Annotated in this window: 20 protein-coding genes; 6 read left to right on the top strand and 14 right to left on the bottom strand. The window is 70.9% G+C overall.

Translation table 11 applies throughout. The features are described from left to right. Positions 1 to 41: 41 nt before the first annotated feature. A complete protein-coding gene (locus ACFY12_RS18090) occupies positions 42 to 1385 on the top strand; it encodes a UDP-glucose dehydrogenase family protein (RefSeq protein ID WP_390716751.1) in 1344 nt (447 codons plus the stop codon). 70 nt (positions 1386 to 1455) lie between these two features. On the opposite strand, the gene ACFY12_RS18085 is transcribed toward ACFY12_RS18090, so the two are convergent. Continuing rightward, positions 1456 to 2046, bottom strand: a complete 591-nt coding sequence (locus ACFY12_RS18085; protein ID WP_390716750.1) for a CGNR zinc finger domain-containing protein — start codon at positions 2044 to 2046, stop codon at positions 1456 to 1458. Between the two features lie 78 nt (positions 2047 to 2124). On the opposite strand from ACFY12_RS18085, the gene ACFY12_RS18080 reads away from it, so the two are divergent. Beyond that, positions 2125 to 2496: a VOC family protein gene (locus ACFY12_RS18080; RefSeq protein ID WP_390716749.1), complete on the top strand. Its 372-nt coding sequence runs from the start codon at positions 2125 to 2127 to the stop codon at positions 2494 to 2496. A 42-nt stretch (positions 2497 to 2538) separates the two neighbouring features. Here ACFY12_RS18080 and ACFY12_RS18075 read toward each other — a convergent pair whose 3' ends face one another. From ACFY12_RS18075 to ACFY12_RS18065, 3 genes are read right to left on the bottom strand one after another with little or no spacing between them, the layout of a single operon-like run. Next, complete coding sequence (locus ACFY12_RS18075; protein WP_390716748.1) at positions 2539 to 3780, bottom strand: dipeptidase; 1242 nt, start codon at positions 3778 to 3780, stop codon at positions 2539 to 2541. Next, on the bottom strand, positions 3777 to 4316 hold the full coding sequence (gene purE, locus ACFY12_RS18070) for a 5-(carboxyamino)imidazole ribonucleotide mutase (protein ID WP_390716747.1): 540 nt from the start codon (positions 4314 to 4316) through the stop codon (positions 3777 to 3779). The genes ACFY12_RS18075 and purE overlap by 4 nt, the downstream gene beginning before the upstream one ends. Next, the gene (locus tag ACFY12_RS18065) at positions 4313 to 5467 is read right to left on the bottom strand and encodes a 5-(carboxyamino)imidazole ribonucleotide synthase (protein WP_390716746.1); all 1155 of its coding nucleotides are present in this window, start codon (positions 5465 to 5467) and stop codon (positions 4313 to 4315) included. Before ACFY12_RS18065 ends, purE begins: the two co-directional genes overlap by 4 nt. A gap of 359 nt (positions 5468 to 5826) precedes the next feature. On the opposite strand from ACFY12_RS18065, the gene ACFY12_RS18060 reads away from it, so the two are divergent. Then, complete coding sequence (locus ACFY12_RS18060) at positions 5827 to 6231, top strand: hypothetical protein (protein ID WP_390716745.1); 405 nt, start codon at positions 5827 to 5829, stop codon at positions 6229 to 6231. Between the two features lie 178 nt (positions 6232 to 6409). Next, positions 6410 to 6919, top strand: coding sequence for a GtrA family protein (locus tag ACFY12_RS18055; RefSeq protein WP_390716744.1), 510 nt, complete (start codon positions 6410 to 6412; stop codon positions 6917 to 6919). Between the two features lie 288 nt (positions 6920 to 7207). On the opposite strand, the gene ACFY12_RS18050 is transcribed toward ACFY12_RS18055, so the two are convergent. Then, on the bottom strand, positions 7208 to 8458 hold the full coding sequence (locus ACFY12_RS18050; RefSeq protein ID WP_390716743.1) for an ATP-binding protein: 1251 nt from the start codon (positions 8456 to 8458) through the stop codon (positions 7208 to 7210). Between the two features lie 6 nt (positions 8459 to 8464). Beyond that, a complete protein-coding gene (locus ACFY12_RS18045) occupies positions 8465 to 9145 on the bottom strand; it encodes a response regulator transcription factor (protein WP_390716742.1) in 681 nt (226 codons plus the stop codon). A gap of 520 nt (positions 9146 to 9665) precedes the next feature. Here ACFY12_RS18045 and ACFY12_RS18040 point away from each other — a divergent pair. After that, on the top strand, positions 9666 to 11195 hold the full coding sequence (locus ACFY12_RS18040) for a peptide MFS transporter (RefSeq protein WP_390716741.1): 1530 nt from the start codon (positions 9666 to 9668) through the stop codon (positions 11193 to 11195). 106 nt (positions 11196 to 11301) lie between these two features. Here the strand turns inward: ACFY12_RS18040 and ACFY12_RS18035 are convergent, their stop codons facing one another. The 5 genes from ACFY12_RS18035 to ACFY12_RS18015 form a co-directional block, all read right to left on the bottom strand. After that, positions 11302 to 12681 carry a hypothetical protein gene (locus tag ACFY12_RS18035; protein WP_390716831.1) on the bottom strand — a complete coding sequence of 460 codons (1380 nt, stop codon included), beginning with the start codon at positions 12679 to 12681 and terminating at the stop codon, positions 11302 to 11304. Between the two features lie 35 nt (positions 12682 to 12716). After that, the gene (locus ACFY12_RS18030) at positions 12717 to 13817 is read right to left on the bottom strand and encodes a hypothetical protein (RefSeq protein WP_390716830.1); all 1101 of its coding nucleotides are present in this window, start codon (positions 13815 to 13817) and stop codon (positions 12717 to 12719) included. Positions 13818 to 14770: 953 nt separating this feature from the next. Beyond that, positions 14771 to 15526, bottom strand: a complete 756-nt coding sequence (locus ACFY12_RS18025) for an LPXTG cell wall anchor domain-containing protein (protein ID WP_390716740.1) — start codon at positions 15524 to 15526, stop codon at positions 14771 to 14773. Between the two features lie 435 nt (positions 15527 to 15961). Further along, positions 15962 to 16465, bottom strand: coding sequence for an ATP-binding protein (locus ACFY12_RS18020; RefSeq protein ID WP_390716739.1), 504 nt, complete (start codon positions 16463 to 16465; stop codon positions 15962 to 15964). Between the two features lie 173 nt (positions 16466 to 16638). Then, positions 16639 to 17007: an STAS domain-containing protein gene (locus ACFY12_RS18015; protein WP_390716738.1), complete on the bottom strand. Its 369-nt coding sequence runs from the start codon at positions 17005 to 17007 to the stop codon at positions 16639 to 16641. Between the two features lie 275 nt (positions 17008 to 17282). Between ACFY12_RS18015 and ACFY12_RS18010 the strand changes: the two genes are divergently transcribed. After that, entirely contained in the window at positions 17283 to 18221 is a 939-nt protein-coding gene (locus ACFY12_RS18010) for an RNA polymerase sigma factor SigF (protein WP_390716737.1), read from the top strand. Between the two features lie 133 nt (positions 18222 to 18354). Here the strand turns inward: ACFY12_RS18010 and hutI are convergent, their stop codons facing one another. The 3 genes from hutI to ACFY12_RS17995 all read right to left on the bottom strand — a co-directional run bounded on the left by hutI (position 18355) and on the right by ACFY12_RS17995 (position 22288). Then, positions 18355 to 19536 carry an imidazolonepropionase gene (gene hutI / locus ACFY12_RS18005; protein ID WP_390716829.1) on the bottom strand — a complete coding sequence of 394 codons (1182 nt, stop codon included), beginning with the start codon at positions 19534 to 19536 and terminating at the stop codon, positions 18355 to 18357. Positions 19537 to 19679: 143 nt separating this feature from the next. Then, on the bottom strand, positions 19680 to 21014 hold the full coding sequence (locus ACFY12_RS18000) for a formimidoylglutamate deiminase (RefSeq protein ID WP_390716736.1): 1335 nt from the start codon (positions 21012 to 21014) through the stop codon (positions 19680 to 19682). A gap of 32 nt (positions 21015 to 21046) precedes the next feature. Next, positions 21047 to 22288, bottom strand: a complete 1242-nt coding sequence (locus ACFY12_RS17995; protein ID WP_390716828.1) for an allantoate amidohydrolase — start codon at positions 22286 to 22288, stop codon at positions 21047 to 21049.

Below are 22288 nucleotides of genomic sequence, written 5' to 3'. Positions count from 1 at the left end.
GCTCGGTCCGGCCGCTTTTCTCGCATGCGTCTGGAGCACCCATGGCCCTCAAGATCACCGTGATCGGCACCGGCTACCTCGGCGCCACCCACGCCGCCGCCATGGCCGAGCTCGGTTTCGAGGTGCTGGGACTGGACGTGGTGCCCGAGAAGATCGAGATGCTGCAGCGCGGCGAGGTCCCGATGTACGAGCCGGGGCTGGCGGACCTGCTGCGCCGCCATGTCGCCGGGATCGAGGGCTCCAGCGGGCGGCTGCGCTTCACCACCTCCTACGAGGAGGCCGGCGCGTTCGGCGATGTGCACTTCGTCTGCGTGAACACCCCGCAGAAGCACGGTGAGTACGCGTGCGACATGTCGTACGTCGACAGCGCCTTCGACGCACTGGCGCCGCATCTGACCCGGCCCGTACTGGTGGTCGGCAAGTCGACGGTGCCGGTGGGCAGCGCGGCCCGGCTCGCCGAGCGGCTGGCCGCGACCGCCCCGGCGGGCGCGGACGCCGAGCTGGCCTGGAACCCGGAGTTCCTCCGTGAGGGGTTCGCCGTCGAGGACACCCTGCGCCCGGACCGGATCGTGGCCGGTGTGGCCAGTGCGCGGGCCGAAGAGCTGCTGCGCGAGGTCTACGCCACGCCGATCGCCCAGGGCTCGCCGTTCATCGTGATGGACTACCCGACCGCCGAGCTGGTGAAGGCCTCGGCCAACTCCTTCCTGGCGACGAAGATCTCGTTCATCAACGCCATGGCAGAGGTGTGCGAGGCCGCCGACGGCGATGTGGTGAAGCTGGCCGAGGCCATCGGCCATGACGAGCGGATCGGGAAGAAGTTCCTGCGGGCCGGGATCGGGTTCGGCGGCGGCTGCCTGCCGAAGGACCTGCGGGCCTTCATGGCGCGCGCCGGCGAGCTGGGCGCCGACCAGGCGCTGACGTTCCTCCGCGAGATCGACTCGATCAACATGCGGCGGCGCGGCCATATGGTCGAGCTGGCCCGGGACGCGGTCGGCGGCGGTTCCTTCCTCGGCAAGCGGGTCGCCGTCCTCGGCGCGACCTTCAAGCCGGACTCGGACGACGTACGGGACTCGCCGGCGCTCAACGTCGCCGGCCAGATCCACCTCCAGGGCGGCCAGGTGACGGTCTACGACCCGAAGGGGATGGACAACGCACGGCGGCTCTTCCCGACCCTGGCGTACGCGGACAGCGCGCTGGAGGCGGTGCGCGGCGCGGATGTGGTGCTGCATCTGACGGAGTGGCGCGAGTTCCGGGAGCTGGACCCGGCGGCGCTGGCCGAGGTGGCCGGCGAGCGGCGCATTCTGGACGGGCGCAACGCGCTGGACCCGGAGCTGTGGCGGAAGGCCGGCTGGACGTACCGGGCACTGGGCCGCCCGCGGGCCTGACCCGCTCTCCCGCTCTCCCGCTCTCCCGTTCCCGCTCTCCTGCTCTTCCGCTCTTCCGCTCCCGGCGGGGCTACGTATCGGGCTCCGCGCGGCGGGCGCGGTAGGTGCGCATCTTCGCCCGGCTGCCGCAGACCGCCATGCTGCACCAACGGCTGCGGCCGCCCGGGCTCCGGTCGTAGAAGACCCAGCGGCAGTCGTACGCTTCGCAGGCCTTGAGCCGTTTCCAGGTGCCGTCCGCGACGGCGGTGGCGATGCCCGCGGCGATACGGGCGGTGAGGTGGGCGGCCCCCCGCAGCCCGGGTGCCGGGCGCAGGGCTGCGTCACCATCGGGGGGCATGGCCAGGACGAGGGGTGCGGCGGCCAGGAGGCGGTCCAGGGCGCGGGCCGCCGGCTCGGGGACGGCGGTGCCCACGGTGTGCGCGAGGCAGACCGCCCGGAGCGCCTCGCGCAGCTCTTGCAGCTCACGTAGATCCTGCGGCTCTTGCGGCTGGTGCGGCTCTCGTGGCTGGTCGGGCTCTTGCGGCTCTCGCGGCTCTTGCGGCTCCAGAAAAGCGGCGAGGCCGCCCTCGGCGGTCAGCGCGTCCTCGCCGGTCTCGATGTCGAGGGTGTTCACCAGGTCCTGCACCAGCAGCAGGGATTCCGGAGCGGTTCGCGTTGCCACTCTTGCAATGTTACCGATACCTCGCCATCATGCAGTAACGCACCGAGTTACCGGTTGAATGGCTATGGGGGTAACGACATGAGTCTGATCACGCTCGACCTCGCCGCACTGGACTGTCCCGACCCGCGGGCGCTGGCCGCCTTCTATGCCGAGATGCTCGGCTGGCAGGTGACCGCCGACGGCGATGAGTGGGTCGAGATCGCGGGGGCCGAGGGCCGTCCCCTCGCCTTCCAGCGGGTGGCGGAGGGCTACCGGCCGCCGCAGTGGCCCGGCCAGGAGGTGCCGCAGCAACAGCACCTCGACTTCAATGTGCCGCGGGCGCGGATCGACGAGGCGGAGAGCAAGGTCGTCGCACTGGGTGCCAAGCTCGTCCGGCATGACGAAGGGGTGCGCAACTTCCGGGTCTATGTCGACCCCGTCGGGCACCCCTTCTGCCTCTGCTTCACGTAACCGTGCGGATACGTGACCGTGCGGATCACGTATCCGTACGGATCACGTGACCGTACAGCCGTCCAGCTGCTCGATCGTCGCGTGGGACGGGCCGCGCCGACCCTGTTCGGCGCGCGCCACGTCCTCCGCGGCGCGCAGCGTACGGACCGCGTTCTGCCAGGTCAGCTTGGCCAGATCGGCCTTGGACCAGCGGCGGTCCAGCAGTTCGGCGATCAGGCGGGGGTAGCCGGCGACATCGGCCAGGTCGTCCGGGGTGAAGGCGGTGCCGTCGAAGTCGCCGCCGATGCCGAGGTGGTCGATGCCGGCGACCTCGCGCATATGGTCCAGGTGGTCGGCGACGGTGGCCGCGGTGGCCTTCGGCCGCGGATGGGCGGCTTCGAAGGCCCGCTGGACCGCCATACCGGCCTCGGTCGTGTCGAGGTGGTGCAGGCCATGGGCGCGCATGTTCTCGTCCGCGCGCCGGGTCCACTCGACGGCCTCGGGCAGGACGAACTTCGGCACGAAGGTGGCCATGGCGACGCCGCCGTTGGCGGGCAGTTCGGCCAGTACGTCGTCGGGGATGTTGCGCGGGTGGTCGCAGACGGCGCGCGCGGAGGAGTGCGAGAAGATCACCGGCGCGGTGCTGACGCGCAGCGCGTCGCGCATGGTGTCGGCCGAGACGTGCGAGAGGTCGACCAGCATCCCGCAGCGGTTCATCTCCCGGACGACCTCCTCGCCGAAGGCCGACAGGCCCTGGTGGCGCGGTGCGTCGGTGGCGGAGTCCGCCCAGTCGATGGTGTCGTTGTGGGTGAGCGTCATATAGCGGACGCCGAGCTGGTACAGAGCGCGCAGGGTGGCCAGCGAGTTGTTGATGGAGTGGCCGCCCTCGGCACCCATGAGGGAGGCGATCCGGCCCTGGGCGCGGGCCGCCTCCATGTCATCGGCGGTCAGCGCCGGACGCAGGTCGTCCGGATAGCGGGCCAGCAACTGCCGCACCACATCGATCTGTTCGAGGGTGGCGCTGACCGCCGTGTCGCCCGCGTAGTCGGCGCGTACGTACACCGACCAGAACTGCGCGCCGACACCGCCGGCCCGCAGTCGCGGCAGGTCGGTGTGGAGATGCGCCGACTGGTCGGTGGCGATGTCCCGCCGGTCGAGGTCGTAGCGGACCTGTTCCCGCAGCGCCCAGGGAAGATCGTTGTGACCATCGACGACGGGCCAGCGGGCGAGCAGCTCCCGTGCGGCGTCCTCGGACGTCTCGGACGCATGGAGCGCATCGGGCGCTCGGCCCTCGGACGTGCTCACTGGGCGCCGCCGAAGCCGAAACCGTTCGGCGTGGCGACCTTGTTGCGCAGCCGCTTGCCCTTCTCGGTGGCCTGGTCGTTCAGCTCCTGCTGGAACTCCCGCATACGGGCGAGGAGTTCGGGGTCATGGGCGGCGAGCATCCGGGCGGCGAGCAGTCCGGCGTTGCGGGCGCCGCCGACCGAGACGGTGGCGACCGGCACGCCGGCGGGCATCTGCACGATGGAGAGCAGGGAGTCCATACCGTCCAGGTACTTCAGCGGGACGGGGACGCCGATGACCGGCAGCGGGGTGACGGAGGCGAGCATGCCGGGCAGGTGGGCCGCGCCGCCGGCGCCCGCGATGATCGCCTTCAGGCCGCGGCCGGCCGCTTCCTCGCCGTACGCGATCATCTCGCGCGGCATGCGGTGGGCCGAGACGACGTCGACCTCGTAGGGGATCTCGAACTCGGCGAGGGCCTGGACGGCGGCCTCCATGACGGGCCAGTCGGAGTCGGAGCCCATGACGATGCCGACGACAGGGTGTGCGGGGGAGGTCATTCGGTGATCGTTCCTCGCAGGTAGCCGGCGGCGTGCGCGGCGCGCTCGCGCACATCCGCCAGATCGTCGCCGTAGGTGTTGACGTGCCCGACCTTCCGGCCGGGCTTCACGTCCTTGCCGTACATATGGATCTTCAACTGCGGGTCCCGTGCCATGCAATGGAGATACGCGGAGTACATGTCGGGATAGTCGCCGCCGAGGACGTTGGCCATCACCGTCCAGCGGGCGCGCGGGCGCGGGTCGCCGAGCGGGAGGTCGAGCACGGCCCGGACGTGGTTGGCGAACTGCGAGGTGACCGCGCCGTCCTGGGTCCAGTGGCCGGAGTTGTGCGGACGCATGGCCAGCTCGTTGACCAGGATCCGGCCGTCGGCGGTCTCGAAGAGCTCGACCGCCAGATGACCGACGACGTCCAGCTCCTTGCCGATGCGCAGCGCCAGTTCCTGGGCCTGACCGGCCAGCTCGGGGTCGAGATCGGGTGCCGGGGCGATCACGGTGTCGCAGACGCCGTCGACCTGGACGGACTCCACGACGGGGTAGGCGACGGCCTGGCCGTGCGGGGAACGGACGATATTGGCCGCCAGTTCGCGGACGAAGTCGACCTTCTCCTCCGCGAGGACGGGCACGCCGGCGAAACCCCTCCTTTCGAAAAGCTGCTCCGCGGCCTCCTTGGAGGATCGCACGAGCCACACCCCCTTGCCGTCATAGCCCCCGCGAACGGTCTTGAGGACCACCGGGAACCCTTCCCCCTCCGCCGCGAAACGCGCCACATCCTCCGGATCGGAGACGATGCGGTGCCGTGGGCAGGGAGCGCCGATCGCGTCCAGCTTCGCCCGCATCACCCCCTTGTCCTGGGCGTGCCGCAGCGCCTCACGGCCGGGCCGGACGGTGATGCCGTCCGCCTCCAGAGCCCGCAAGTGCTCGGTGGGGACATGCTCGTGATCGAAGGTGATCACATCGCAGCCGCGGGCGAAGGCGCGCAGCGTCTCCAGATCGCGGTAGTCGCCGATGACGACATCGCTGACCACCTGGGCCGCCGAATCCTGCGGGGTGTCACTGAGGAGCTTGAACCTGATGCCGAGGGGGATACCCGCCTCGTGGGTCATACGGGCGAGCTGACCGCCGCCGACCATGCCGACTACCGGGAACGTCACGCCCCCAGGGTATCCGCCCGGCACCGCGGCACCGACTCCGGCTTGGACGATCCTCCGAATTCACGCGTTCGAAGGTCTCGGACGGATGACCCGCAAAGGTCAGCACGAACGCACCGAGCACTAGCTAGTGCAGAACGCACCGATCACTGGTCTCGGGCACGCGCGTGCGACGGACGCCGGGCGCGGGCCGCCCGGCCAAGGGGAGGCATCGAATGGAGAACAGCGGCATATCGGAAAGCGGCGGTATATCGGGGAGCAGCGGCATATCAGGGAGCGGAGGCATATCGGGGAGCGGAGGCATATCAGGGAGCGGAGGCATACCGGCGCACAGTGGGATATGCAAGGGCGGCAGCGCGCTGGTGATCGCCGTCGCGGTCGCCGCCCTGCTGATCGCCCTGCACTCCGTCGTCAGCCAGTTGTCCGCGCCGGAGGTCTATGGCGCCGACGACTCCGAGATAGCGGTCTCCGCCGGGGACCGCTTCAGCGTCAAGGTGGCGGACGACCCCGCCGGTGACCCCGCCGGCGGTTACCGCTGGATCATCGCCGAACCCCGCCCCGACCCCGCCGTCCTCAAGGCCGTCGGCCGGCGCGAGGTCCCCGGCGGGCCGCTGCCGTCCGGCACCGGCCGCGAGCGCTACCTGGACTTCGAAACGGTGCGCCCGGGCCGCACCGATCTCCGGCTGCTCCGCTGCCGGATCTGCTCGGCCGACGCCGCCGACGAGCCGGGAGCCCGCACCCTCAACTTCCGTATCAGGGTCGGCTGATCGTCACGGAATCGGAGCTGACCGTTACGGAGCCGACCGCTACTGACCGTTACGGAGCCGGCCTCCGCGGACGGGACGGCAAGGCGATCGGCACCGCCATTCGGGCGTGGTTAGCATGAGGGGGCGGGCCAGGGTTGACGGCCGCGAGACGCCCACGTCAGGGAGCTGAACCACCACCATGAGTAACCGGAGCGCACTGCTGTCCAAACTGGAGGCGCTCACGCGGGAACTGGTGAAATTCGGGGCAGTGGGCGGCGCCGGCGTCGTGGTCAACTTCGCGGTGTTCAACGTCGTACGGCACCTGACCGAGCTCCCCGTCGTCCGCGCCAGCATCATCGCGACGGTCGTGGCCACCGGCACCAACTACATCGGCTACCGCTACTTCACCTACCGCGACCGCGACAAGCAGCGCCGCACACGGGAGCTCACGCTCTTCCTGCTGTTCAGCGCGGTCGGCCTGGTGATCGAGAACGGTCTGCTCTACGTCGCGACGTACGGGTTCGGCTGGCACACCCCGCTGCAGAGCAATGTCTTCAAGTTCCTCGGCATCGGCCTCGCCACGCTCTTCCGCTTCTGGTCCTACCGCACCTGGGTCTTCCGCACCCTGCCCGCACGCGAGGCGGTGGAGACCGCCGAGTCCTTCCTCACCGACGACTCGCAGCGGCCGCACACCACCTCCCGGAAGTGAGCGGCACCTCCCCTGAAGTGAGCGGGACCTCCCGGAAGTGAGCGGGTCCTCCCGGAAGTGAGCGGGACCTCCCGGAAGTGAGCGGGACCTCCCGGAAGTGAGCGGGACCTCCCGGAAGTGAGCGGGTCCTCTCCGGAAGCGAGCGGGGGCCGTAGTCCCGACGGGAATACCGTCCTGGCCCGCCTCGTTGAGGCCCCGCAGGGGGCGCTCTCGTCCCCTAGGGGATCTGTTCGAGCTTCCCCTAGGGGTTCCCCGAGCCGTCGGCCCACAGGCTCGGTGCTCAGCGGCTCAGTGCTCGGCGGACAGCTCCGACTCCCGGGCCAGGAACAGCGCGAAGACCGGCGGCCGTTGCTGGAGCAGTTCCAGCCGCCCGCCGTCCGCCTCGGCCAGGTCCCGGGCGACGGCCAGTCCGAGCCCGGTGGAGTTGCGGCCGGAGACCGTCCGCTCGAAGACCCGTGAGCCGAGATCCGGCGGGACCCCGGGGCCGGCGTCGGTGACCTCGACGACCGCCTGGTTGCCGGTGACGCGGGTCCGCAGGGCGACCGGCCCGGAGCCGTGCATCAGCGAGTTCTCGATCAAGGTGGCCAGCACCTGGGCGACCGCGCCCGGTGTACCGACGGCCCGCAGCTCCTTCTTGCCGGAGCGGACGATGGCCCGGCCCGCGCTGCGGTAAGCGGGCCGCCACTCCTCGATCTGCTGCTTGACCACCTCGTCGAGGTCGAAGGCGACCGCCGAGCCGGTACGCGGATCCCGGGAGTTGGTCAGCAGCCGCTGGACCACATCGGTCAGCCGCTCCACCTGCGCCAGCGCGATGGCGGCCTCTTCCTTCACGGTGTCGGGGTCGTCGGTGACGGTGATCTCCTCCAGCCGCATGGACAGCGCGGTCAGCGGCGTACGCAGCTGGTGGGAGGCATCGGCGGCCAGCCGCCGCTCGGCGGTGAGCATCCGGGCGATCCGCTCGGCGCTGGCGTCCAGCACATCGGCGACCCGGTCCAGCTCCTGGACGCCGTACCGGCGGTGGCGCGGGCGCGGATCGCCGGACCCGAGACGCTCGGCGGTCTCGGCGAGATCGATGAGCGGCGCGGTCAGCCGGCGGCCCTGGCGGACGGCGAGTACCACGGCCGCGAGGATCGCCAGCAGTGCGACGGCCAGGATGACGAGCAGTGTCCGGCCGATCTCGGAGTTGATCGTGGAGCGGGGCTCCTGGACCGTGACCGACTCACCGCGGTCGCCGTGCTGCGTCGACTCGATGACCTTGCCGGACGGACGGTGCCCGATCTCGATCCGCGGTTTGCCCGGCACCGTGATCTCGGCGTACCGGTTGCCGGCGATCTGCTCGGAGAGCACGTCCGAGGTGATCTTCTCGCCGCTGCTCTGCCGGCTCTCGACTATCCCCACCAGCCGGACCGCTTCGGAGGCCACGCTCTCCTCCGCGCCGGCCTGGATGGTGCGGGTCTCGACGATGACGAGCGCGCCACCGAAGACGGCGATCACGACGAGTACCACGGCGAGCGTGGAGTTGATCAGGCGGCGGCGCACGGGCCCCTAGCTCTTCTCGAAGCGGAAGCCGACTCCGCGGACGGTGGCGATATAGCGGGGGTTGGCGGCGTCGTCCCCCAGCTTCTTGCGCAGCCAGGAGATGTGCATGTCGAGCGTTTTCGTGGACGACCACCAGGTGGTGTCCCAGACCTCACGCATCAGCTGGTCGCGGGTGACGACCCGGCCGGCGTCCCGTACCAGGACCCGCAGCAGATCGAATTCCTTGGCCGTGAGCTGGAGTTCCTCGTCGCCCATCCAGGCGCGGTGGGACTCGACGTCGATCCGTACGCCGTGGGTGGCCGGCGGCTGCTGGGGCTCGACGGTGGAGCCGCGGCGGAGCAGGGCCCGTACGCGGGCGAGGAGTTCGGCGAGCCGGAAGGGCTTGGTGACGTAGTCGTCGGCGCCGGCGTCCAGGCCGACGACGGTGTCCACCTCGTCGGCGCGGGCGGTCAGCACCAGGATGGGGAAGGAGTGGCCGTCGTTGCGCAGCCGGCGGGCGACCTCCAGGCCGTCCATACCGGGCAGTCCCAGGTCCAGCACGAGGAGGTCGATATTGCCCTGGAGACCGGCGTCGAGCGCCGTCGGGCCGTCCTCGCGCACCTCGACTTCGTAACCCTCGCGGCGCAGGGCGCGGGCGAGCGGCTCCGAGATGGACGCGTCATCCTCGGCGAGCAGTACACGGGTCATGGGCCGATGGTAGTCCGATGTATCGCGCACGCGGGGTGGACCAGCGCGGATGACGCACCGGGGCGGTCCGTACACCGGCGGCCGCTGTGAGCTGGGGCGGGGCGCTCGGGCGTGATCGCGCGCGGTCGCCCGGAGAGGGGCGCGCGGTTCCCCGGGCCGGTGTGAGCGTTGTCTCACGTATTCCCACCTCGAGTGAACAGACGTATGGTGTCCCGAACGTCCAAAGCACAACCATTGGGGCCCGTGACGCCACTGACGTCATCGGTCCCTCGTTGTGTGCGGGACTGGCCCCCAGTCCCGATACACAGTGATTGACCTGTCGACCGGGTCCACCGCGCAGTGCAGCACGGAGGGCGTGGATCCCGGTGTCGGACCGCTCTGCCGGTGTCTCCCCGACTGACCTCGAGGGACAGCACCGAACCCCCGGGGTGGGGGGACGGCGGGTCCACGCCGGTGCCGGTCATCCCCCACCGGGCGCGAAACGGCCTCCGAACGCGTCCCGAGCAGCAAGGAAGCACCCATGGCGTCGAGCCTGACGAAGGACGAGGACCGGCAGGGGACCCCTGTAGCCGGTGGCAAGACCTTCTTCGGCCATCCCCGCGGACTGGCCCCCCTCTTCATGACCGAGATGTGGGAGCGCTTCAGCTACTACGGCATGCGCGCCCTGCTCGTCCTGTATCTGATCGCCGGTGGCCCCGACGCGAAGCCCGGCAGCCAGGGCGGCGGCCTCGCCATGCCCGAGGCCAAGGCGGTGGCCATCTACTCCGTCTACGTGGCCATGGTGTACCTGCTCGCCATGCCCGGCGGCTGGATCGGCGACCGGATCTGGGGCCCGCGCAAGACCGTTGCCATCGCGGGTGGCGTGATCATGGCCGGTCACCTGGTGCTGGCCCTGCCGGGCCAGGCGACCTTCTTCGCCGGTCTGGCGCTGGTCGCGATCGGCTCCGGTCTGCTGAAGTCCAACATCTCCACGATGGTGGGCCACCTCTACGACGGCCCGCAGGACCCGCGCCGGGACGGCGGCTTCACGATCTTCTACATGGGCGTCAACATGGGCGCCTTCGCCGCTCCGCTCGCCATCGGCCTGGTCGGCCAGAACATCAACTGGCACCTCGGCTTCGCGATGGCCGCCGTCGGCATGGGCATCGGCCTGGCGTTCTTCCTCATCGGCAGCCGGCACCTGTCGCCGGTCAGCAGCACGGTGCCGTCCCCGCTGGTGGCCGAGGAGCGTGGCGCCCTGCTGCGCAAGGGCCTGATCTGGCTGGCCATCGCGGTGGTCTTCTACGGCGTCGTGGTCGGCACCGGCAGCTTCACCATGAACTGGATCGTCCTGCCGCTGACGCTCCTGGGCCTGGCCATCCCGGTCACCGTGCTGGCCCGCATCAAGCGGGACAAGGAGCTCACGGCCACGGAGCAGACCAAGGTCAGCGGCTACATCTGGTTCTTCGTCGCCGCCGCCGTGTTCTGGATGATCTTCGACCAGGCCGGTTCGACGATGTCCACCTTCGCCGAGAAGAAGACCGCGGACACCGTCTTCGGGCTGAGCTTCCCGTCCTCCTGGTTCCAGTCGGTCAACCCGCTGTGGGTCATGGCCCTTGCCCCGGTCTTCGCCTCGGTATGGATCAAGCTGGCCCGGCGCAACCGCGAGCCCAGCACCACGGTCAAGTTCTCCATGGCGATGGTCCTCATCGGCTTCTCGTTCGTGGTCTTCGCCTACGCGATGAGCCAGACCGCGGACGGCGGCAAGGTCAGCCCGGCCTGGCTGATCGCCATCTACTGCGTCCAGACGATGGGTGAGCTCTGCCTCTCCCCCGTCGGCCTGTCGCTCACCACGAAGATGGCGCCGCAGAAGTACGCCAGCCAGATGCTCGGCGTCTGGTTCCTGGCCGTCACGGCCGGCGACTGCATCACCTCGCTGCTCTCCACCGCCGGCGCGGACCTCAGCGGCACCGGGGTGGTGGCGGCCGAGGCCGCCCTCGCACTGCTCGCCGGGCTCGCGGTGCACATGTCCCGCAAGAAGATCATTGCGCTCATGGGAGACGTGCACTGATCCGCTTTCGCGGCTGACGCGTCGTCGCAGCCGCCGCGCAGGGCCCCGCCGCACCGGATGGTGCGGCGGGGCCCTGCGGCGTACCGGCCGGTGGAGACGGCTGTGCTCAGCGCCGCAGCCGCCGCCATGGGGTGACGGTGAGGAGCGCGCCGCCGAGCAGGATGAGGGTGCCGGCGAGGAAGCCGAGGGCGGTCAGCGCGCCGTCGTCGGCCGCGCCGGTCTGGGCGAGGCCGCCGCCCGCGCCGCCGGAGGCCCCTGCTCCGCCGGAGGCCTCCGCGCCACCCGAGGAGCCGCCGGACGAACCGGTCGTGGAGCCGCTCGTCGAACCGGTCGTCGAGCCGCCGGAGGTGCCGCCCGGCTGTGCGGCGGTGTCCAAGGCGAGCGAGACACCCGGGGCCTTCTCCGGGGTGCAGGTGGTGGTCGTTCCCAGAGCGTTGACGGTGAGCACGCCGGGAGTCAGCGTGGCCGTACCGGTGGCGCCCGGCGTGTAGGTGCCCTTGAGGTCGGGGATCTCTATCGGGTCGCCCGACTTGATCGGTTCGGCGTTGACGGGCCCTTCGGCCTTCACCGATCCCTTGTCGGCGCCGCCCACCGTGACGGCCATCGACGGTTTGACCGCGCCCTTGGGGATGTCCGCCGGGCTGGTCATGACGGACTTCTTGAACCGCACCGTCAGGTCGTATCCGCCGCTCTTCTTCACAGCGTTGATCTGGACCGGCGAGACCGCCTTCTTGTCGCCGATGGGCGTCTTGCAGGCGTACGGAACGCGGACTTCCTTGCCCTGGTACGCGGTGCCGTCGGGATCGCTACCGGAGCCGCCGGTCGAACCGCCGGCGGTGGAACCGCCCCCGGTAGAGCCGCCACTGGTGGTGTCGCCCCCGGTCGAACCTCCACCGGTGGAACCACCGCCGGTAGAACCGCCCCCGGTCGAACCGCCGCCGTCGGTCACCTTGACCGTGACCGCGGGCCGCACTGTCTCCTTGGGCGAACACTTGGTGTCCGTGGAGATCGGTTTGCTGACGTTGATGTTGTAGAAACCGGGGGTCAGCGTGATCTCACCGGGCTTCGTCAGCGTCAGCTTGCCCGTCATATCCGACAGCTTCATCGGACTGCCCTTGGGGATCGGCGGATTCTGCCGCGGCCCCTTCATCGGCAGCTCACCGGTCTGGGCCCCGGCGACCGTGATCGTGCCGGTCGGCTGGACGGTGTTCTCCCCCAGGTCGAGGATGTCGGGGTTCTTCGACGCGCCCTCCAGGGTCTTCCAGACCACCGTGATCTCGTCCCCGACCTTCGCGGTCGCGGGCGCGCTGACCGCCACCTTCGTGGTCCCCTCGATCGGCGGCAGCCCCGATATCGGCGGTGGCAGGCACTCCGTCCGGTACGAGACCTCCGCCGCCCGGGCAGGGCCGGCCAAGGTCAGCACGCCCGCTCCCGCGAGCGCCAGCGCGGCCACCGAGGCCGCCGCGGCTCTCCTCCGTGGCCTCATCTGCCTCATCTCCCTCATCTCCCTCATCTGCCTCATCACGCAGAACCTTTCGACGTCGGTCGTTCGGTGGGTGTGCTGGGCGGTGATGCGGCGCTGGACGGTGATGGGGTACTGGGCGGTGATGGGGTGGCGGACGGTGCGGCGTCCGGGGTGAACCAGGGCAGCGCGGCAGAGCCACCGGCCGTTCGGGCGGCGGCCCCGTGGCCGGCACCACCCGCAGCCCTACGGTTCGGACGCACCCGGTTCACGATCGCCATCCCGACGCGGAACACCGCCATCGGGACCACCAGGCACAGCAGCCCCCAGAAGAGCGTCACACCCCACGGCCTCGCGACCCCCCAGGGCTGCTCCGCCAGCACCTTGCCGCCGTACTTGAGCGAGACCAGATAGTCACCGTGCGCACCGGCCGCGAGCTCGACCGGCAGTCTGACCTCGGCCTTCCTGCCGGCGAGTACGGTCCCCCGCCACTGCCGCTCCTCCCACTGGGGCGCGAAGACGCCGTGTGAGGTGCCGACGTGGAACACCGGGTCCTTGGCAGGTGTGGGGCCGAGATTGCCGATCGTGACGGTCAACTCGCGCTGTGGCGGGGCACCGAACCAGGTCAGCAGGCCGCTGCTGCCCGTCAGCCGCGGCGGGGAGAGCACCGCCAGCCGGCCGCCGGTGCTCTCCTTGGGAAGCGGCGCGACGGGGTGGCCCGCGACCTGGAACGCGGCATCCACCGCGGCCGCCGCTCCCGTCACGGTCGACACATGCACCACACAGGGGCAGGGCTTGGGCGGCTCGGCGACCGGAAGGCTCTTGTGGAACGCCCCGTTCGCATCGGTGGTGACGGCCCGTCCGTCCCCGTTGGCGCACGAGTTGGTACCGCCGATCATGTTCTGTCCGCAGATCAGCAGGGTGAGCAGCGCCTTGGGCCGCCAGCCGCGGCCGGTCACGGTGATGCTGCCGCCCTTGCCCGCCTCCTCCTTGGAGAGCCGGACGGTGGGTCCACCGTCGGTCCGTACGGCTGCCTCGGCGGCAGCAGTGGTGGTGGTGCCAGTGATGATCGTCAGCAACAGGACAGCCAGAGCACCCAGCACCACCGCAGCCCCGCCCCGGCGCGTCCCCTTGGTGCGGCGGCGCCGCCGTACGGCCACCAGGGCGCCGCCCACCCCCGCCGCCGCCAGACACACCACCCCGGCAACAACTCCCCACGGAACCACCGTGTACGAGGCGGTGGCCGACCCATGTGCCCCGCCCGCGGCGGTCACCGTGAGCCGGACGTCGACCGCGTCCAGAGCGGGCGGGTCCGGCCACCGTTCCGTCAGCTCGACGGCCTGCCCGGGCCGCAGCGCGACCGGCAGAGTACGGGCGGCGCGCCGCAGCACCGGCCCGAACACCCCGTCGGCACGCACCGTGAGCCGCGGGGCGAGCGTCGTATTGCCACGATTGACCAGCGTGTACCGGATAACGTCCCCGTCCCCGTCCCCGTGCCCGTGCACGTCCCCCTGCACGTTCACGTTCTCGACGGTCAGCGCGGACAACGCCGGTGCGGTCACCCGCAGATGGAGCGGTATCGCCACACGCTGACCGGCGCCCTTTCCCGCCTCCATTCCGCTGGTGGCGACGATCGCACCCGAGCGCTCGCCGGGGACCGCGTCGCGCGGCACGGTCACCGTGAACGGCACGCTTGCGCGGGTACGCGGCGGGACCTTCACCTCGGACGAGGCCATCCTGATCCACGAGCCGGCACCAGCAGGGGCACTGGTGCCGGAACCCGAGCCGCGCAGCCGCACGGTGACGGCATGACCGGTCGGGTTGCTGAGGGTCAGCCGGTCGGCCGGAACCGTGCCCGGCGCGCCCTCCAGGTAGAAGTACGGTCGGTCCCGCGCACCGGGGTCGGTGCCGTCACCGGGCGCGGGCGCAGCGGACCAGCCCCGGTCCGCCGGCACCGCCACGGTCGTGGCCGCGGCCGCGGCCACGACGGGATCGCCCAACAGCGCGGCGGCGACCGCGAGGACCGCACCACAGACCGCGGCCCGGGTCCGGCTCCAGGTCCAGGCCCAGGTCCAGGTCCGAGTCCAGATCCGAGTCCAGATCCGCAACGGCATCAGGCGTGCTGCCGGGGCCGGGTCAGCCAGAGCACACCGGCCACACCGGCCAGCAGCACCGTGCCGCCGAGCGTGCCCAGCGCGATCGCGGAGTCCGCCGGCCCGGTCTGCGGGAGCTGTCCGCCGGATGAGCCACCGGTGGCCGTACCACCAGAGCCACTGGAGCTACCAGAACCGCCGGAACCACTGGATCCGCCGGAACCCCCGGAACCGCCGGACCCCTTCACATCGAGGGTCAGCGAGGGCTTGGGGTCATTGGCGGGGGTGCAGGTCGTGGTGGTACCCAGCGCTTTGATGGTGAGCGTGGCGGCCGTGAAGGTGACCTTGCCGCTGCCCTTGGGGGTGTAGGTACCGCTCAAGTCGCTGATCTTGATCGGGGTATTGGCCGGTATCGCACTGCCGTTAGGGGGCCCGGAGACCGGCACCGTACCGCTCTCCGCGCCGCCCAGCCTGATCAGCGCGCTGGGCTTCATGGCGCCCTTGCCCAGTTCCACGGGGCTGGAGGAGACCCCCTTCTGGAAGGACATCACCAGCTTGTACGCGCCGCTGCCGTCGGGGGTTCCCTTGATGTCGATCGGCGAGACCGCACCCTTGTCCCCGATCGGTGTCCTGCACTGGTAGTTGACGTCGACGACCTCGGCGTGGGCGGCCGGCGCGGCGAGCATCACCGCGGACCCCGCCGCCATCGCCACGGCAGCGGTGAGGCCGGCCGTCCGGCGCGGACACCTGCCGTGCTGTTCGTAGAAGCGGGCCACTGTCCGTTCCCCTCCTCCCGGGAGCGCACCGCCGGACGTAGCTGACGGCACATCAGATTGGCCGCTCAAGGTACGCCGGGGACCTTGCCGAGGGAAGGCACCGCACAGCCCCGATCGGTACGAGCCGACGCCGGCGGGGAAATCCGGCCGCGCGTACGACAGCAGGCGCGGAGGTCATCGGCAGGAGGAACGGAGGCCATCGGCAGCAGGCACGGAGGTCACGCACACCAGCCGACGGAAGTCATGGGCACTGGCCAAAGGAAGTCATGGGCACCGACCGGACCCGGACACCAGAACGCGGACCCCGAAAGGCCCGCGCTCCCCCGCTCTCCCGCTCTCTCCCCGTCCCACCGCTCGATCCGCGACCCACCCACCAAGGACGGTTCGATCCGCGACCCACCCACCAGGGACAGTTCGTTCCGTGTGCCCCACCCGTCAGGACGGCGCAGCGAGCTCCGCCCAGACGGTCTTGCCCGCGCCATCCGCATTGCGCACCACGCCCCAGTCCAGGCACAGCCGCTGCACGATGAACATGCCATGACCCCCCGGACGGCCCGGGCGGTGCGGACTGCGTGGCGCCGGCGAGCCCGCGCCGAGGTCGCTGACCTCCAGGCGCAGCACCTTGGAGGTGCAGCGCAGCCGCAGTTCCTCAGGCCCTTCGGCGTGCAGGCAGGCGTTGGTGACCAGCTCCGAGACGACGAGCAGGACATCTTCGGCCGCGGCACGCTGATCGGCATTGGCGGCCGGCAACCAGCCCCAGTCGTGCAGGGCCTGCCGGGCGAAGTCACGGGCACGCGCCACGGCGCCCCGGGTGCCCGCCAGGCGCAGCCGGCGGATCTGGCCCGCCGGGGTGGCGGCGGCCGGAACGGCGGCGGAAGCACCGGCGCCGCCCGGCTCCGGGCCGAGATCGCCCGGCGGGTACGGCCGGGTGGTGCTCATCAGCGCTTCACCTCACCGATTCGCCTATTCACGGAGAACAGATACCTGACTGATTGCAACGGATTCAGGTGTCTCCTGCCCGACCGGACCGCGAGAACACCCACTTCTTGGGTACGGAAGTTGTGACACGTACAACGCGCCCGGACCACGATGTTCCGGGCGTCGACGCCATGTCAGTCGGCCAGGGCCGTATCAAGGGAGTCGTGCACCGTGAAGACCGCGTCGGCGCCGGTGATCTCGAAAACCCGGGCAACCACCGGCTGCATTCCGGCCAAATGGACCCCGCCCCCTTCGGCCTCCGCTTTCAGGCGTGCACCGAGCAGCACATTGAGACCGGTGGAGTCCATGAACTCAAGGCGTGAGCAGTCCACCACCAGGCGTGCATATCCGTCATTCACACAGCCCTCCAGTGACTCACGCAACAGATCCGCGGTGTGGTGATCAAGCTCACCCGCGACCGTCACGACCGCGCTGGCACCGTGATGGCGGACTCCGACCTGAAGCCGCCCCCGGCTCGCACTGCCGACCGTCCCGCGGTCCATGCGCGCGCACCCCTCTTGCTGTCTCGACAACGACTGATCGATCGACTGATCGCTTACGACTGCGCTCGTGGAACCCTACGCCTTCCTGACGCACACCGGTAGCCGTACAAACCGCATATTGCCCAATATGCGGACAACACGCACTTGCCATCTTCAGGCAAAGGCAGGTAGGCGTAGTAAGGACACATTCGATACGGCCGGCTTTGGAGGCGCCGCACACCGCAGCTTCACACAGAGGCTTCGGCAGCCATATGCCGAGAACGATGGAGGAGACCATGTCACCCCGGCTCGACGAATTGCGCACCGACGACCACCGGCAGCCCGCATCGTCGACACCCCTGTCCGAACCGACCGGGCACATCCCTTCCCAGCCGCTCCCTGCCGAAACAGACCCGGCGGGTATGCCTGAGATCGACGGTCTGCCCGAGATCCCGCCGTTCGACGAGGTGGGTCCGGTAGACGCGAGGGCTCTGTCCAAAACCCTCTTCGAGCGACTGGAATCGCTTGAGGAAGGCACCCACGAATTCGCGTACGTCCGCAATACCCTGGTCGAGCTCAACCTCGCCCTGGTGAAGTTCGCGGCCTCCCGTTTCCGCTCCCGCAGCGAGCCCATGGAGGACATCGTCCAGGTGGGCACGATCGGCCTGATCAAGGCGATCGACCGCTTCGAGCTCAGCCGCGGCGTCGAGTTCCCGACGTTCGCGATGCCGACCATCGTCGGCGAGATCAAGCGCTTCTTCCGTGACACCAGCTGGTCGGTGCGCGTACCGAGGCGTCTGCAGGAACTGCGTCTGGACCTCGCCAAGGCGAGCGACGAACTGGCGCAGAAGCTGGACCGCTCCCCCACGGTGCCCGAGCTCGCCGACCGCCTCGGCATCACCCATGACGAGGTCGTGGAGGGGATGGCGGCGAGCAACGCCTACACCGCGAGCTCGCTGGACGCCCAGCCCGAGGAGGACGACAGCGAAGGCGCGCTGGCGGACCGTATCGGCTATGAGGACCACGGCCTGGAGGGCATCGAGTACGTCGAGTCCCTCAAGCCGCTGATCGCCGAACTCCCCTCACGCGACCGGAAGATCCTCTCGCTGCGCTTCGTCGCCAATATGACGCAGTCCGAGATCGGCGAGGAGCTGGGCATCTCCCAGATGCACGTCTCCCGCCTGCTCTCCCGCACGCTCGTACGGCTCCGCAAAGGGCTGATGGTCGAGGAGTAACCGGCGCGGCGACGCACCGCGGTCCCGGCCGGCCCACCCGCACCACGGCCGGCCACCGCCCGCGCACAGGAGGGCCTGCCCCGGGACCACCGGGGGCAGGCCCTCCTCTGCGTCACCGTCAGATGCGTCACCGTCAGATCAGAACTCCCTTGTGCCACACGGCCGATACGAGCGGCACGCCCGGCCGGTAGGCGAGGTGGACGTGCGAGGGCGCATCCAGGAGGGCGAGGTCGGCGCGGGCGCCGGGGGCGATCCGGCCGACGTCCGTACGGCGCAGCGCGCGGGCGCCGCCCGCGGTGGCCGACCAGACGGCCTCGTCGGGTGTCATCCCCATGTCCCGGACGGCCAGCGCGATGCAGAACGGCATGGAACTGGTGAAGGACGAGCCGGGGTTGCAGTCGGTGGACAGTGCCACGGTGGCGCCGGCGTCGAGCAGCCGACGGGCGTCGGGCCAGGTGGCGCGGGTGGAGAACTCGGCGCCCGGGAGGAGCGTGGCGACGGTGTCGGACTGCGCGAGGGCATCGATGTCGGCATCGGTGAGGTGGGTGCAGTGGTCGGCGGAGGCGGCGCCGAGCTCGACCGCGAGCTGGACGCCGGGGCCGTGGCCGAGCTGGTTGGCGTGCACCCGCGGCTCAAGTCCCCTGGCCTTGCCCGCGGTCAGGATGGCGCGGGCCTGGTCGCCGTCGAAGGCGCCCTTCTCGCAGAAGACGTCGATCCAGCGGGCGTACGGGGCGCAGGCGTCCAGCATCGGGCCGGTGACGAGGCCGACGTAACCGGCCGGGTCGTCGGCGTAGTCGGGCGGGACGATGTGCGCGCCGAGGAAGGTGACCTCGTCGGTCTGCTCGGCGGCGATGCGCAGTGCGCGGGCCTCGTCCTCGACGGTGAGTCCGTAGCCGGACTTGGTCTCCTGGGTGGTGGTGCCCTGGCGGAGCCCCTCGGCGAGGTAGCGGGCGACGTTGGCGCGCAGGGCGTCGTCGGTGGCGGCGCGGGTGGCGGCGACGGTGGTGCGGATACCGCCGGCGGAGTACGGGCGGCCGGACATCCGGGCGTTGAACTCCGCGGTGCGGTCGCCGGCGAAGACCAGGTGGGAGTGGGAGTCGACGAAGCCGGGGAGGGCGGCCCGGCCGCCGGCGTCGACGGCGTTGTCAGTGGCGGGTGCTTTGCTGGACGTACCGACCCAGGCGATGCGGTCGCCGTCGATGACGACCGCCGCGTCCTGGATCAGACCGAGGGGGCCTTCACCGAGGGAGGGGTCGTTGGTGACGAGCTGGGAGATGTGGGTGATGGCGGTGGTCGGCGCGGAAGTCGTCGTCATCGCGGGGGTGTTCTCCTTGAGCCGGGTACGGCGGGTGAGCTGCGTACGGCGGTTCAGCCGGGTGGGGCGGTCCAACCGGGTAGGGCGGTTCAGCCGGGTAGGGCGGTTCAGCCGGGTAGGGCGGTTCAGCCGGGTAGGGCGGTTCAGCCGCGTACGGCGGCGATGGACTCGGCGAGGGCGGTGGGTACATCGGCGAGAAGAGTGTGCACACCGTCCCGGACGATCTGCCGACCGCCCACGATGGTGTGCCGGACGTCCGCCGCGGAGGCGGCGAATACGGCCGTCTCCGCGGCCAGCCGGGGCAGCGGTCCGGCGGTGCGTACGGAGTCCAGCGCGATCGTGGTGAGGTCGGCGAGCGCTCCGGCCTCGATGGTGCCGGCGTCGTCCCAGCCCAGGGCGGCGTGGCCGTCGGCGGTGGCGGCGCGCAGCAGGGCGGCGGCCGTCCAGTGCCCGCGGGTGCGGGTGCGCAGCCGCTCGTCGAGCTCCATGGCGCGGGCCTCTTCGAGGAGGTCGATGACGGCGTGGCTGTCGCTGCCGAGCGACAGCGGGCTGCCGCGGCCCTGGAGTGGGGCGGCCGGGCCGATGCCGTCGGCGAGGTCGCGTTCGGTGGTGGGACACATGCACACACCGGTCGTGGAGTCGCCGAGCAGCCCGATGTCCCCGCTGGTGAGGTGGGTGGCGTGCACGGCGGTGGTGCGGCGGCCCAGCACGCCGTGGTCGGCCAGCAGCTGGGTGGGCGTGCGGCCGTGGGCCTCGTGGCAGGCGTCGTTCTCGGCGGTCTGCTCGGAGAGGTGGACGTGCAGCGGCGCCTGCCGCTCGCGGGCCCAGTCCGCGACGGTGCCCAACTGGTCGGCGGGGACGGCGCGTACAGAGTGGAGGGCGGCGCCGATACGGGCGTGTGCGCGGCCGTCCTTGAGCGCGTCGGCGCGTTGGGCCCAGCGGTCGGCGGTGCCGTCGGAGAAGCGCAGCTGGTGCCGGTTGGGCGGGGCACCGAAGCCGGACGAGAGGTAGGCGGTGTCGAGCAGGGTGATGCGGATACCGGCGTCGGCGGCGGCCGCGATCAGCGCCTCGCCCATCGCGTTGGGGTCGCTGTAGCGGGTGCCGCCGGGCGCGTGGTGGAGGTAGTGGAACTCGCCGACGCAGGTGATGCCGGCCAGGGCCATTTCGGCGTAGACGGCTCGGGCGAGCGCGTAATAGGTCTCGGGGGTGAGTCGGTCGGCGACGCCGTACATCACTTCGCGCCAGGTCCAGAAAGTCCCGCTGCCGACCTGGACGGTGCCGCGCAGCGCTCGGTGGAAGGCATGGCTGTGCGCGTTGGCGAGCCCGGGAATCGTGAAGCCGCGCAACACCACGGCCTCCGGCGGCGGTACGGGCGTCTCCTTCCGTACGGCCGCGATCCGACCGTCCGCCACGTCCACGGTCACGCCCGGCTCGACGTGGGTGCCGAGCCAGGCATGTTCGAGCCAGTACGACGTCATGGGTGCCGGTGTCGTCGGTGTTGCCTGCGTCGTCAGTGGCACGCGAGCCCCTCCAGTACGTCGGCGAGTGCGATGACCCCGGCGACGCAGTCGTCGTCCGCCGCCGCTTCGGCGGGTGAGTGCGAGACACCGGTGGGGTTGCGGACGAACAGCATGGCCGTGGGGACGGTTCCCGACAAAATACCGGCGTCGTGCCCGGCGCCGGTGCCGAGTACGGGCACCGGCCGTTCCCGCGTCTTACCGAGGATCGCGCCCAGCTCGTCCCGCAGGGCGTGCTGGAACTCCACCACGGGGGTGAAGGATTCGCGGACCACGGCCAGGTCGACGCCGTCGCGTGCGGCGCGCTCGGCGGCGGCCCGCTCGATCGCGTCGATCACGGTGTCCAGGGTCTCCTGGTCGGGGGCGCGGGAGTCCAGCCAGCCGCGGACGACCGAGGGGATGGCGTTGACGCCGTTCGGCTCCACGCTGATCTTCCCGAAGGTGGCCAGGGCGCCGGCCAGCCGGGCCTGCTCGCGGGCGGCGAGCACGGTCGCGGCGTAGCTGAGCATCGGGTCGCGGCGGTCCTCGAGGCGGGTGGTGCCGGCGTGGTTGGCCTCGCCGCGGAAGTCGAACCGCCAGCGGCCGTGCGGCCAGATGGCGGAGGCGATGCCGACCGGGGCGCCCGAGCCCGCGGCGGAGCCGCTGTCGTACAGAGCCAGCGCGCGGCCCTGCTCGACGTGGAGTTCGACGAACGCGCCGATCCTGGCGAGCCGTTCGGGGTCCGGGCCGATCGTCTCGGGGTCGTACCCGGCGCGCTCCATGGCCTGCGGGAGGGTGATCCCGTCGGCGTCGCGCAGCTGGTGTGCGTCCTGCGGGGTCAGCGCGCCGGCCGTGAGGCGGGAGCCGACGCAGGCCAGGCCGAAGCGGGCGCCTTCCTCGTCGCCGAAGTTGACGATCGCCAGTGGCTTGCCGAGCTCCGCTCCCCTCCTGCGGAGTTCGTCCAGCGCGGCGAAGGCGGAGACGACGCCCAGCGGGCCGTCGAAGGCGCCGCCGTCCGGCACGGAGTCCAGGTGGGAGCCGGTGACGACGGCTTCCCCGGGGGCCACGTCCTGGTAGCCGGTGGCGCCGAGCCAGGCCCACTGGTTGCCGTTGCGGTCGGTCTCGCAGGCGAGGCCGCGGGCCTCGGCCTGTGCCGTGAACCACGCGCGGCAGTCGGCGTCGGCACCGGTCCAGGCGTAGCGGCGGTAGCCCCCGGTGGCGGAGCTGCGGCCGAGGGGTCGCAGCTCCTGCCACAT

The sequence above is a fragment of the Streptomyces sp. NPDC001339 genome (assembly GCF_042895955.1).
Taxonomy (GTDB): Bacteria; Actinomycetota; Actinomycetes; order Streptomycetales; family Streptomycetaceae; genus Streptomyces.
Note: the sequence above shows the minus strand (reverse complement) of the source record. Positions and strands in the feature narration are given on the sequence as shown.